Annotated in this window: 11 protein-coding genes; 3 read left to right on the top strand and 8 right to left on the bottom strand. The window is 50.6% G+C overall.

The window, feature by feature from the left end:
* Window positions 1-27 precede the first annotated feature (27 nt).
* From BMW55_RS02700 to BMW55_RS02675, 6 genes are all read right to left on the bottom strand, one after another.
* The gene (locus BMW55_RS02700; protein WP_089965091.1) at window positions 28-315 is read right to left on the bottom strand and encodes a hypothetical protein; all 288 of its coding nucleotides are present in this window, start codon (window positions 313-315) and stop codon (window positions 28-30) included.
* Window positions 312-1,106 carry a ParM/StbA family protein gene (locus BMW55_RS02695; protein ID WP_089965090.1) on the bottom strand — a complete coding sequence of 265 codons (795 nt, stop codon included), beginning with the start codon at window positions 1,104-1,106 and terminating at the stop codon, window positions 312-314. Before BMW55_RS02695 ends, BMW55_RS02700 begins: the two co-directional genes overlap by 4 nt.
* A 422-nt stretch (window positions 1,107-1,528) precedes the next feature.
* Window positions 1,529-2,743 (bottom strand): Ger(x)C family spore germination protein, encoded by a 1,215-nt coding sequence (locus BMW55_RS02690; protein WP_089965088.1) that lies wholly within the window; start codon window positions 2,741-2,743, stop codon window positions 1,529-1,531.
* A 219-nt stretch (window positions 2,744-2,962) separates the two neighbouring features.
* On the bottom strand, window positions 2,963-4,174 hold the full coding sequence (locus BMW55_RS02685) for a Ger(x)C family spore germination protein (protein ID WP_089965086.1): 1,212 nt from the start codon (window positions 4,172-4,174) through the stop codon (window positions 2,963-2,965).
* Window positions 4,158-5,258, bottom strand: a complete 1,101-nt coding sequence (locus tag BMW55_RS02680) for a GerAB/ArcD/ProY family transporter (protein ID WP_089965083.1) — start codon at window positions 5,256-5,258, stop codon at window positions 4,158-4,160. The genes BMW55_RS02685 and BMW55_RS02680 overlap by 17 nt, the downstream gene beginning before the upstream one ends.
* A gap of 25 nt (window positions 5,259-5,283) precedes the next feature.
* Window positions 5,284-6,864 (bottom strand): spore germination protein, encoded by a 1,581-nt coding sequence (locus BMW55_RS02675; protein WP_089965081.1) that lies wholly within the window; start codon window positions 6,862-6,864, stop codon window positions 5,284-5,286.
* A 437-nt stretch (window positions 6,865-7,301) separates the two neighbouring features.
* Between BMW55_RS02675 and BMW55_RS02665 the strand changes: the two genes are divergently transcribed.
* The 3 genes from BMW55_RS02665 (at window position 7,302) to BMW55_RS02655 (ending at window position 12,033) form a co-directional block, all read left to right on the top strand.
* A complete protein-coding gene (locus BMW55_RS02665; protein WP_089965078.1) occupies window positions 7,302-8,879 on the top strand; it encodes a M4 family metallopeptidase in 1,578 nt (525 codons plus the stop codon).
* A 305-nt stretch (window positions 8,880-9,184) separates the two neighbouring features.
* Complete coding sequence (megL, locus tag BMW55_RS02660; protein ID WP_089965076.1) at window positions 9,185-10,381, top strand: methionine gamma-lyase; 1,197 nt, start codon at window positions 9,185-9,187, stop codon at window positions 10,379-10,381.
* A 92-nt stretch (window positions 10,382-10,473) separates the two neighbouring features.
* Window positions 10,474-12,033, top strand: coding sequence for a sigma 54-interacting transcriptional regulator (locus tag BMW55_RS02655; RefSeq protein ID WP_170839701.1), 1,560 nt, complete (start codon window positions 10,474-10,476; stop codon window positions 12,031-12,033).
* A 119-nt stretch (window positions 12,034-12,152) separates the two neighbouring features.
* On the opposite strand, the gene arsC is transcribed toward BMW55_RS02655, so the two are convergent.
* Together arsC and BMW55_RS02645 are read right to left on the bottom strand one after the other, a co-directional pair.
* Window positions 12,153-12,575, bottom strand: coding sequence for an arsenate reductase (thioredoxin) (gene arsC, locus BMW55_RS02650; protein WP_089965072.1), 423 nt, complete (start codon window positions 12,573-12,575; stop codon window positions 12,153-12,155).
* Between the two features lie 62 nt (window positions 12,576-12,637).
* Window positions 12,638-13,249 (bottom strand): DUF47 domain-containing protein, encoded by a 612-nt coding sequence (locus tag BMW55_RS02645; protein WP_089965070.1) that lies wholly within the window; start codon window positions 13,247-13,249, stop codon window positions 12,638-12,640.
* Between the last annotated feature and the right edge of the window lies 1 nt (window position 13,250).

Genomic DNA, 13,250 nt, shown 5'->3' with positions numbered 1-13,250 from the left:
TGTTTCTCATCGGAATGTTGTCCGCGATTAAAAGTCAAAGGGCATGCCGCTTGCTTTAATTTGACTTAATCCGGCCGTTCGTTCCATACTCCCTTTGTTTCTCATATTGGTTGTCAGGGGCCGTTCCGGCTGCCTGACAGAAGCAGAAATCTCCCGGGGCTGTAATTGTCCCATTTTATAAGCAAAAAGAAGGTTTTTCACCAATCCGGAGAAATTGATATCCTCCCGGTCGGCAAACTTTAATAATTCCAGCTCGACCGCATCTTCGGTATTGAACGAAACCTGCCTTCGTTCCCTCTTTTTATATGTACTCATTCGCCGATCGTCTCCTTCCCTAAGGCATAGTACCCCAGGGCATTGGCAAACTGAGGATCTTCAAACGCGGTCGTAAATCCGAAGCCCGCCCTTTTAAACGGCTCCAACAGCTCGTGTGCTTTTCCTCCGACCAGCTCGACGACATCAGAGGTATCCCACATTCCTCCCAGGTAGCCGACGATCATCGCGGCCATCTCTTCCGGGTCTGCATCGCGCACGTTTTCCCATCCCTTTGGAATGGTTCCGCTTTCCCGATCGATAAAGATGCCGTCCTTAAAAGTGGCATAGTTGGTGGTGCGGGCTCCCGGGTCAACGATTCTCACGGTTCCCATCCGTTTATGCACCCAGTAGGCTGCACCCCCTTCAATCGTGATGGCCGCTTTTTTGATATAAATTTTCCGGTATGTCCCGTTGAGGATGATCTCGTGTTCGCCTTCCAGCAAAGCCCTAAGACGTGTCCGCTCATCTTCTCTGTACATATTGATCGGCACACCCGTGACCAGATGGATATGACCAAAAGCCCCCGCCTGAAACAGAGCGGTTAAGATAAAGAGAAGGGTTTCCGTATTGACTTTGCTTTCCGTCATCATTTGACGGGTAAAAGATCCTTCCCGTTCAGCCAGCTGTCCGACAAAATAATCTTTTCCCTGATAGGTGATTTCCATATCGTCTTCTAACGTCTGGATAAATGTCCGCTGGCGTGCTTTGGAGATTTTGCTGGGAAAGAGAAATTTCCGGTTGCCCGTAACCGTCTTGACATAGCTCCTTCCGGCATCAACTGCAACTAACATCGTGACCCACCCTTCAACATATGTTGGCTATCGTCCTGACTGCAGGCATGCAAACAAAAAGCGGTCAGGATCTGAGTCCGTACCGGGGTCATCCTCTTCACTTTTTTCAACAGTCCAGTACGTACCATAGTCAATTATAGCGGGATTTTATGCTCGATGTGAAAGAAATCATGTTAATAGATAGAAAAATCCGCATCAACAAACGCTCTCCGTAAAAAGAGAGCGTCATTGGCAACTTGATGGGAGACATCCGGCCTGTTTCTGATCGGCCGGGTCAGTCGGTTTGGTTGTTGTTTTTCTCCTGTGCCGGCGGAGAAGAAGCACGAAGGATGCAGTCATCGGTGCTTGTCGGTAGAGTCATTCAAAAGTGGTTTCGGCATCGCTTCCAAGCTGTTCCTTATGCCCGGACAGCAGAAACTGATTTACTCTTTCAGCTTCGAGCCTTGCGTGCCAAAATCACGAATTTGTATAGTCACCGTGTACTTGATACGGGCCCGGCTAAATTCCTTGTCCCAGTCTTTTTTCACTTTTTCCCATACTTCGGGATACCGGATCCTCAGCTGGTTGCCAAATCCGGCCACATCCGCTTGATACTCGTGCTGGATTTTGTTCAGGGACCGGTCCACCCGTTTTCTCACTTCATCATGGAAGGCTTTTTCCACTTTCTTCAGGTGTTTGCTTTCAAAAGCGTTCCCCGGGATCGCCCAGTCTTCGATCAGCCGGCCTTCAAATTCAATCCCGACATCAAAGGAGATCCGGTTGCCTTCAACGCGGGGGTGGATGTGGCTGTTCAGTTTATCGATCATATAGACGGCAGGCTGGCGCTGTTCTTCATACACGGCTTTGATCGCGCCGCCGCCTCCCTGACCGGTCAACCAGTTTAAACCTTCCAGCTCCTCTTCGCTGAGAAAACCGATCAGCTTTTTTGTTTTCCCCTTGATCACGGCAGCCCCGATAAATTTGACGATTCCTGCTTTGGAGGCAATGCTTTGCAAGAGGAAACTGGATTCGGCTGCCAGCTTGCTGTTTACTTTCCCTAAATTCATCGGGGGCAGAAGGCGGGTGGTTTCCTTTTCATTATCGGCGATGTCGACGAGGCGAAAGGAGGGAATCTCCCCCGGCTCCTGCGTTTCCAATGTATCTTTGGCCCGCCCTCTGGCAATAAACACGAGCACGCTCCTTCTCACGGTCGGGCTGCGAAAGTACTCATTCAGCAGTTGTTGCAGGTTGACGGTCCGCGCAAGCGCTTCTCCGATGACAAGCACTTTGAGATGCTGCCCGAACGTACCCCCTTGATGTCCCAATGAGGGTTCTGAGGCCATTTGAAAGGTGCTGTCGCCCGTCAAAACAATATTTTGGTAAGGTTTTTGCTGCTGTCCGCCGTTTTGTTTTCCTGCGGCGGCGATGAACTCGGGGAGGGCCAGCTGTTGGGTAAACAGGATCAGGTTTCTTTTTTTATATCCGCCGCCTTCTGCCGCCCACTCATCCCCGGGAGTTTCTTCTTCTGCCCGATCCAGCCCTTCACCTACGGTGAACCTCAATTCTTCAACTTCTTTGAGATCCCAGCATCCGGTGGTAACAAGCAACAACACAAGTGCAACGATCAATGGCCGCATGCGGCTATGCCTTCGGTCCATGCTTTCCCCCTTCGTACAGCGCAGCGGAAGCAGGATGTCCACCAACAGAAAGGCTTAACCGAGTAAAGGAGCCACACCCGGCACAGGCATCGGGTACAGGGGACCGGTCTCCGACAGCGATCGCAGTTTGGGCAGTTCCAAACGGGTCTTTCGAGTTGGCAATCACGAGTATCCACTTCCTTTGGATGTACCTTTACCATCTCAGAAAAGAGCTTGATTCTACTCCTTCTGCTTGGTTCCTTGCGTGCCAAAATCGCGAATTTGTACTTTCACTGTGTAATTGACACGGGCCCGGCTAAACTCGTTGTCCCAGTCCTTTTTCACTTTTTCCCATACTTCGGGATACCGGATTCTCAGCTGGTTCCCGAATCCGGCCACATCCGCCCGGTACTCCTGATGGATTTTATGCAGGGACCGGCCCACTTGCCTCCTCACTTCATCATGGATGGCTTTTTCCACTTTCTCCAGGTGTTTGCTTTCAAAAGCGTTTCCCGGGACTGACCAGTCTTCGATCAGTCGCCCTTCAAATTCAACCCGGACATCAAAGGAGATCCGGTTGCCTTCAACGCGGGGTTGGATGTGGCTTTTCATCTCATCGATCAAATAGAGGACCGGCTTCCGCTCTTCTTCATACACAGCTTTGACCGCGCCGCCGGATCCCTGACCGGTCAACCAGTTTAAACCTTCCAGCTCCTCTTCGCTGAGAAAGCCGATGAGCTTTTTTGTTTTCCCCTTGATGACGGCAGCGCCGATCAGTTTTACTTTTCCGTCTTTGGCAGCAACGCTTTGCAGGAGGAAGCTGGATTCGGCGGCCAATGTTGCCGATAATTTGCTCATGGTCACCTGAGGCAAAAGGCGGGTGGTTTCCCTTTGATTATCGGCGATGTCCACAAGATGAAAGGAAGGAACTTCCCCCGGTTCCCTCGTTTCCAGTGTTTCGCCCGCCCGTCCTCTTGCTATAAACACGAGCACGCTTCCTCTCACCATCGGGGCACGAAAATAGATATCCAGCAGTTGTTGCAGATTGACGTTTCGGGCAAGACTTTCCCCGATCACCACGATCTTGAGGTGCTGTCCAAACGCACCTCCCCTATCCTGCAATGAGATTTCTGGAACCATTTGATAGATGTTGTCGCCCGTCAGAACCGTATTCTTGTATGGTTTTTGCTGTTTGGATCCGCCGTCCTGCGCTCCCGCGGCCATGAATCGGGGGAGGGCTTGCTGGTGGGTAAACAGGATCCGGTTCCTTTTTTTATATCCTGCTCCTTCTGCCGCCCACTCATCCCCAGGAGTTTCGTCTGCCCGATCCAGCGCGTGTCCGACTACGAACCTCAATTCTTCAATTTCTCTGAGATCCCAGCATCCGGTCAGTACAAGGATCCATACAAGTGAAACGAGCAGAAGACGTATCCGGCTATGCCTTCGGTCCATGCTTTTTCCCCCTTAGTACGGCAATGGCCAGCAAAATGGGCGGCATGATGCCGGCCACAAATACAAAAATATACCCGAGCAGATCTCCCAGTTTAAACAGATCGTTCACATTTTTCGGGGTCATGGCGACAAGGTAGATGAGCGGCAGCAAGGCGTAGATAAAAGGATGAATATTCTTTTTGAACAACTGGGACAAACCCAGGGCGGCAAAGTAGTAGGCACTCGCAAACGTGGTGAAAATCTGCAGAATCCAGACCGCGAGCAAAAATGTTTCAAAGCGTTCAAACACGATCCCGGTCACTTCAAACGACTGGATCAGGGAGATCGTGGGCCAGGTGGTGAGTTTGGCCAGATCGACGGACAGCCCGCCAATTACCATCACCATGGTCATCACGTAAAAGGCGATCGGGAAGGCGATGCCGACTAAGACCGCTTTGACCGCCTTATCCGGCTCTCTCATAAACGCAGTCAGGATGAGCATCGCTTCCACACCCGCATAAGCAAGCGAGGTGGTTTGGACACCTTTGAACAGGGGTGTCACCTGCCCCAGAACCGGGCGAAGGTTATCGAGTTCAAAAATTTGTAAGCTCAGCAAGAGCACCACAAAGAAAATCAGGACCGTAGGCGGCAGTAAAATTTCAAACAGGCGCATCATTGGGTTGATGCCTCCGACAACCAGATACACGCCTACCCACAACATCATGATCATGGTAACCTCTTTTGGAGTAGCGAGTAACAAGTAGGACTTGGTCACTTCCCCCATCGTCCGTATTTCAAATCCCGCCAACAAAGTAAAGTAAACCACCAGAACGAGACTGAGCAGATAACCCAAAAATTTCCCCACAATCTCCTGGCTGTAGAGGTAAAACGTTTTTCCCGGAAACCGCTGGCTGAGCTTGACAAGGACCGCCGCGATCCCCATCGTGACCAGCCCGCCGAGAATGACCGCAATCCAGCCATCAGGGGTGTTCATCTGTTCGGCCGCTGATCTCGGGAGGGTCAGGATTCCGGCCCCGACAAGAATCGAAGCGACGGCAACAGCTGCCTGTGAACTCGTAATCTGGTCTTTCGGGTTGGTAATCACCAGTGTCCACTTCCTTTAACGCCCATTACCCTTTACGCACTTCATTTTTCGTATGCAGCATCTTCGGGCGGCGTTTCATCATCAGAATCGGCATGCGCAAGATGAAGTCTTTCCAATCGCTCAAACGATAGGGAACGGCAGGAGAGGCATAGGGAACGCCAAAACTTTTCAACTTGACAAAATGAATGCAAATCAGGAGAAAGAACAGCGTAACCCCGTACAAACCCAAGAGAGCCGCAAAAAACATGGCACCAAAGCGAAGGATTCTCAGCGCAATCCCGGCTCCGTACTGGGGAATGGCAAAGGAAGAGATAGCGGTGATCGATACGACGATGACCATAATCGGACTCACAATGCCGGCCCGTACAGCGGCCTCGCCAATGACCAGCCCGCCGACCAGCCCGACCGTCTGGCCCACGGGCTTTGGCAGACGCAGTCCGGCTTCCCGCAAAATCTCGATCGCCACCTCCATAATCAGCGCCTCGATAAAAGAGGGATAAGGAACTCCCTCCCGCGTACCGGCGATCGAAAGAGCCAGTTTCGTCGGAATTAACCCCGGATGATAAGAAACGAAAGAGATATAAATCGACGGCCCGAACAGTGAAACAAAGGCGACCGCAAAGCGCAGCATACGCATCAACGACCCCGCAAACCAGCGTTCATAATAATCTTCAGGGGATTGAAGCAGCATGGAAAAGGTGACGGGAACGATCAGTGCAAACGGTGTTCCGTCCAGTAATATGGCCACCCGCCCTTCCAACAGGGCACTTGCAACCCGGTCCGCTCGCTCCGTATTCTGGAGCTGGGGAAAAGGGCTCAAATAATTGTCTTCGATCAGTTGCTCAATATAGCCCGATTCCGGTACATGATCGATATCGATGCGTTCCAGTCTCGTTTGAACTTCCCGGACGATTTCCGGGTCGACGATTCCGTCCATATAAGCGACCACCAGTTTTTTCTTCGCCGTTTTTCCGATCCAGTAATCGACGAAGGTGAGCTGCGGGCTGGCAATGGCCCTCCGCAACAGGGAGATATTATCGCTTAATGTTTCATTAAAGCCCAGCCGGGGTCCCCGCACTAAAGCTTCCGTCACCGGTTCTTCCATGCCGCGGGATTTCCAGGAGGGTGTTTCCAGGATCAAAATCTCGGGCATTCCTTCAATCAATAAAGCCGAAAACCCTGTAAACACCTCTTCCGCTGCCTCTTTGACGGTGCTGACTGCCTTGATTTTGCTGGCAGGCAGAATCTTTTCTTCGATAAAATCTTTGATATTCATAGCGGCCGGCTGTGGGTCGGGAGGAGTTTCTGCCACCCCGTACATTAACGATTTCATGATCTCGTTGATCAGGTCTTTATCTGTAAGTCCGTCGATCAAAACAACCGCTGCCTCAAGATTGGCAAACCCCAGTTTAAACCTCCGAAAGACGACATCCGGGTTTTGTTTGATCTCTGTTTTCATGAGTTCAAGCCTGGAAGAGAAATCATCCGGAGACACAGTCACAGCCGGTTGGCTTGACTCGGTCTGCTGTTGGGCTTGGCCGGGAGAGAGACGGGTCCTGTCCCGATTGCCGATCTTCTTTGTCTTTAACTGTTTCCGTTCAGACATGTTTCCTCTCCTCTTCTGTCATGTGCGAATCCAGGCATGTAACTTTTCGATGCCATATGGAATGAGAAAAACGAATACCGCCTGCAGCATGACATCCCAGCCGGGAAGATAAGATACAATCGCTTTCCACATCTGCATCACCTTAAAGTTAATGTGTGCAGATACAAAAAATTCCATGCAGAAAAGCGGGCGGATTCATTCAAAAGGGTCGGGCGGTGCGAAAGAATTTTAATCGAACCTCAAAAAATGTTTAGGTTATAAGAATATTAGGGCTATATTATGAATTTATTTAATTAAGTTATAAAATAATTAATAAATTATTGACATCATTCATACTTCATTTACAATTGGCTATGGAGAGCCAATGTATTCATACATACTTGAGGGTACATCGCTCCCGAACATCAGGAATCATCATCAAAGGGGGAGGAAACTCCATGAACAGGATGGCGGCAGCGGGTTTGGTTTTGGCCTTCGCACTCGGGACCAGCGGTCTGTTCGGGCTGACCGCAGATGCGAAGAATGACGGGGGGATTCGGTACAATAAAGAAACCAACACCCCCTCGGTGATCACCGAAAAGTGGCGGGCGCCCCGTACGTTTCAGAGCAGTGAAGTGGTCTGGTCTTATTTGGAGGCGAAGCAAGATCTGTTTAAGCTGAAAGGGGATGTGAAGTCGCAGTTCAAAATCTTGAAAAAGGAGAAGGATTCGCTGGGGATGACCCATTACCGGCTGCAGGAAGTATATAAAGGAATCCCGGTATACGGTTCCCAGCAAACGATTCATGTGGATCAAAACGGGGATGTCACCTCGTATTTCGGACAAGTCATCCCGGGACTTGAGGCGAAAAATATTCCGACAAGGGCCAATATTGACAATACGGGGGCCGTTCAGGCAGTAAAAAATGATTTAAAAGCAAGTCAATTCGCAGCGGATCCCCGGGCTGAACTCATGATCTATCCTCATGAAGGAAAATACCATCTCGCCTATTATGTCACAGCTTCGGTCATTTATCCCCAGCCGGGCTACTGGCACTATTTCGTCGATGCAGTGAACGCGAAAGTGATCGACAAATGGAATGCGGCTGAAGCGACCGGCAGCGGGACCGGAGTTTTGGGGGATACCAAAACCTTTGAAACGACATACAGCGGCGGAACTTATTATCTCTGGGGTCAAAGCCGCGGCGAAGGGATCAAAACCCATCATGCCAAAAATGCTTCCTATACTTCGCCAAAACTGCCGGGAACCCTGATTTCCAGCACCACCAACACCTTCACTGACGGTGCGGCCGTAGACGCTCATGCGTATGCAGAAAAGGTTTACGATTACTATAAACTGGTCCATGGCCGCAATAGCTACGACGGAAACGGCGCTGCGATCGTCTCCTCTGTACATGTGGGCAGAAGCTGGAACAACGCTGCCTGGATCGGCACACAGATGGTCTATGGTGACGGTGACGGGATGACCTTCCGTCCGTTATCGGGGGATCTCGATGTCGTTGCGCACGAGCTGACCCATGCGGTAACCGACACGACGGCTGACTTGATTTATCAAAATGAGTCAGGAGCCCTGAACGAATCCATGTCTGATATTTTCGCGGCCATGGTCGATTCCGATAACTGGCTGATCGGGGAAGACGTCTATACCCCGAATATCCCGGGAGACGCGCTCCGTTCCATGTCCGATCCGGCCGCGTACGGGGATCCGGATCACTACAGCAAGCGCTATACGGGCAATGAGGACAACGGAGGTGTTCACATCAACAGCGGGATCAACAACAAAGCTTGCTACCTGATCGCCCAAGGCGGAACTCATTACGGGGTGACAGTTACCGGAATCGGCCGGGACAAAACGGCAAAAATCTACTACCGTGCACTCACTGTATATCTCCATCCGAGCTCCACTTTTGCCGATATGCGCCAGGCGGCCGTCCAGGCGGCAACCGATCTGTACGGTGCATCCTCTCCGGAGGTTCAGGCTGTGAAAAATGCCTATACGGCTGTCGGTGTAAATTAAGGAAAACGAATCAGAGCATCCCATTCGGCGATCGGCCCGTTCTGCACGCAGTGAGCAGGGCGGGCCGTTATGAGTAGGTTGACGGATTGAAAAAAGGTTATCCTGAATAGGATTTGCCTCCCGATAACAGCAAGTGGCCGCAGGATACGGCTATGAAATGCTTTTCGGCTGGAAACTTTTCTTTCCATCCATTCATAAAAGTTTCCATCTGTCCCCGGGGTCTGGCCGGAATTCAAGGTGTAAGAATATGGCATATTTTTTGCATGAATAGATGGGTGAGCTGATGATCTGGAGGAGGAATCCATATGAGAGTCAATCAACCGGGTGCAGAGTACGGCCGATCGACCCAGGCGATTCATGCAGGATACGATAGAGATCCGGCCACCGGTGCGTTAGCTGTTCCCATCTATCAAACGTCTACGTTCGTTTTTTCATCGGTCGCGGAAGGAGCCAAACGTTTTGCGGGAGAGGAATCAGGCTATATTTATTCCCGGCTCGGAAACCCGACCGTCCATGTGCTGGAACAAAAAGTTGCCGCGCTGGAAAAAGCGGAAGCCGCGCTTGCTTTTGCTTCGGGAATGGCCGCTGTCTCCGCTGTCCTGTTGGGTCTGGTTAGAACGGGGGACTATATCCTTTGCTCCAAAGGGCTTTACGGATGCACATATGGGTTGCTTCGTTTGCTCAGGGAGCGGTTTGGCGTGGATTACTCCTTATGCCATATGAAAGATGAACAAGAGGTGATTCATTCCCTGCAGCCGAACACCAGGATCATCTATGTGGAAACCCCGGTCAATCCAACCATGGAACTCGTCGATTTGCGCATGATTGCCAAAGTGGGAAAAGAGCGGGGGATTTATACGGTTGTTGACAACACGTTTATGTCACCCTATCTCCAGCGGCCCATCGAGCTGGGATGCGATCTGGTCATCCACAGCGCCACCAAATACATCGGGGGCCACGGAGATGTTGTCGCCGGCATCGCGGCAGGTCCGCAAAAGTTGATGGATGAAATACGAATGACCACTCAGAAAGATATGGGCGGAATTTTAGCCCCCATGGATGCCTACTTGCTCATCCGCGGACTGAAAACGCTGGGAGTGCGGATGGATCGGCACTGTGAAAATGCACAAAAAGTGGCGGAGTTTCTCTGTGCCCATCCAAAAGTGGCCCAAGTCTTCTATCCTGGCCTGCCTGGCTTTCCCCAGTATGAGCTGGCCAAAAAACAGATGGACGGATTCGGCGGCTGTCTCAGCTTTGAGCTGAAAGGCGGGCTTGATGCGGGCATTCGCATGATGAACCGGCTTTCTCTGTGTAAGCGTGCTGTCAGTCTCGGAGACGTGGATACCTTAATTCAACATCCGGCCTCCATGACGCATTCCATCGTCCCCGCGGAAGAGCGCAGAAAAATGGGCATCACCGATGGATTGATCCGACTGTCGGTGGGGATCGAAGATGTGGAAGATCTGATCGGCGATCTGGAGCAAGCGCTCACATTTGCCTAGATTGTGTTGCTGTCCTTTTTTCCGGACCATCTCTGACCCGGTTTTTCTTTGTTATCATGAGAATGAGATCTCACATCCAAAAGGAGGTTCTCATGAATACGATCACTTTTAAAGTCCGCACGGAAAACCGGGTCGGGATCACCCATGACGTGCTGGAGTGCTTGTTCTCCGCCCGGATCGACCTGATCAGCATGGAAGTAAAACCTCACTATATTTATCTGAAGATTCCTGAATCGGATCGCTGGTTCCTCTCGGACCTGTTTTTAGCCATTCAAAAGATCCGGGGGGTGAAGCAGGTCGAAATCATGAACTATCTCCCTTCGGAAGCGCGGGAAAACCAGATGAACACGATTCTCTCCACCGTCTCCGAAGGCATTGTCCTGCTGGATGAGCAGCTGTGTATCCAGGCGATCAACCGGGCTGCTGAAGAAATGCTTCACATCACCGGGGAAGAAGCAAGTGGAAAACCGTTTTACCGGCTGTGGAAACAAGGGACCGAAGAGGCGGAGCGCTGCCTGCGGGAAGGAGTGGAGATTCAGAATGTCTCGGTTTCCATTCCGGTTGCCCGGAAAGGCAGAGCCCGTTTTGTCGTCAGCTATTTACCCGTACGCCCCACCGGACGGCGGGAGCGGCAGGGGATCGTGGTCGTCTTGCGCGATATGAAACAAATTCAGCAGCTGATTCAGTCTGTCAACGAAACTGAGGTCATCACCTTTGATGATATCATTCACCAGAGCGCCGCCATGCGAAACTGTATGGAAACAGCGAAACGAATTGCCGGAAAAAATGCCACGATCATTCTTCAGGGAGAGAGCGGAACGGGCAAAGAGCTTTTTGCCAGAGCGATCCACTTTGCCAGTTCGCGGGCAAACGGCCCCTTTGTCCCCATCAACTGTGCGGCCATTCCGGAAACGTTACTCGAAAGTGAACTTTTTGGGTACGAGGCGGGAACCTTTACCGGGGGATTAAAAGACGGAAAGAAGGGACTGATCGAAACGGCGCAGGGAGGAACCTTATTTCTTGATGAGATCGGCGAAATCCCCCTTCATCTGCAGGCCAAATTGTTGCGCGTTTTCGAAGACCGCACAATCCGCCGCGTGGGGAGCCATGCCGTCACCCGCCTCGATGTCCGGATAATAGCTGCCACCAACCGCGATCTTTCCGCCATGATGACCAAGGGGGAATTTCGTGAAGACCTTTTTTACCGCCTGAATGTGATTCCAATCCACATCCCCCCTCTCCGTGAACGGAAAAGCGACATCCGCCTGCTGGCTGAATTTTTCTTGAAAAAGGTATGCCGGCTTGTCCATCGCAATCCCTTGCCTCTTTCCCCGCAAGCGATTCGCCTGCTCGAGTCCTACCACTGGCCGGGCAATGTCAGGGAACTTCAGAACGTGATCGAGCGGGCGGTTTATCTCTGCCCTGAGGAGCAGAAGGAAATAACGGAGATATATTTGAAAAAAGAGCTTCGGTCCATTCCCGCCGATCGCCGGCCCCAACAGTGCTTAAAGGAGCAAATGGAATCATATGAGAAGACGATTCTGGCCGATGCCCTGCACAAGTACAAATCCGCACGGCAGGCCGCCAAACATTTGGGTCTGAGCCATACGGCTCTTTTGAACAAGATTAAAAAATATCAACTGGGTGTGTAAAGCGGCCATGATCCGATGGGGTTCGGTTTCTTACGATCGTGATGAATAACCCGGAATGCACACGCCGATGCATTTCTGCAAGATTGAATTCCGCCGGCTCCCGGAAAAACGGAGCCGGATTATTTATTTTCTTCGGCAAACTGTTGAATCCTTGCTTCGATTTGGTCTCGAACGCGGCGGAAAACTTCCCATACTTCTTCTTCTGTTCCCTGTGCTCGAGCCGGATCATCCAATCCCCAATGATCGCGATGGACATGAACAGGAGTCACCGGGCATTTGTCGTTGGCATCTCCGCAAAGAGTGATGATATAGTGCGCACGGTTGAATAGTTCAGGATCAATGACATCAGAAGTTTGATTGGAGATATCAATTCCTTTTTCGGCCATTACTTTGATGGCTTTTGGATTCAGTCCGTGAGCTTCAATTCCGGCACTGTAAACATCGAAGCGATCACCTAAATATTTCTTTGCAAATCCTTCTGCCATTTGGCTGCGGCAGGAGTTTCCGGTGCATAAGAAATAAATGATTTTTTTGTCAGACAAGGTTGTTTTCTCCTTTAAGCAGGGTTGAACAAAGCGGATTAAAAAGATACTGGCATTTTTAATCAACCATACTTGATAATCATGCCTTCCAAAATATTTGCAATATCTTCCGCTGCATCTGTGAGTCTTTCTAATCTTTCATAGATATCCTTCATTTTAATCAATTCAACCACTTCAACCGGGGGATGAAAAAGGGAGCCAACACTTTCTCTCATTAAACGATCTGCTTCGTCTTCAAGCATGTTGATCTCCACACATAACTTTTGAATGGTGGTAAAATCTTGTTTTTGCAGGGCGATAAATGCATCCCGAAGGTGTTTGCCCAATGGCTCCAGCAAATCCGCAAACCGGATCAAATAGTCTGTAGGCTGATCGATATAGACAATCCGGGTAGCGCAAGACTCCACACCATCCAGGACATCATCCAATTTCCCGGCTAATTGAAGGATATCTTCCCGATCCAAGGGAGGATAATATGCCTTGTTCAGTTCTGAGATAAGCAGTTGGGTATATTCATCCCCTTTGGACTCTAATGCCTTAATCTGTTCAGCGTACTCTTCCTTTTTCTCCAGAGTCCTCACATTTTCACGAAACAGGCGTATAGCTTCGACAATATTGTTTGCGACATCAATTAAAGTCTGATAGAAAAATGCATCGCCGTTTGAGCCAAACAAT

It is taken from the genome of Lihuaxuella thermophila (assembly GCF_900110165.1).
Classification (GTDB): domain Bacteria; phylum Bacillota; class Bacilli; order Thermoactinomycetales; family Thermoactinomycetaceae; genus Lihuaxuella; species Lihuaxuella thermophila.
Note: the sequence above shows the minus strand (reverse complement) of the source record. Positions and strands in the feature narration are given on the sequence as shown.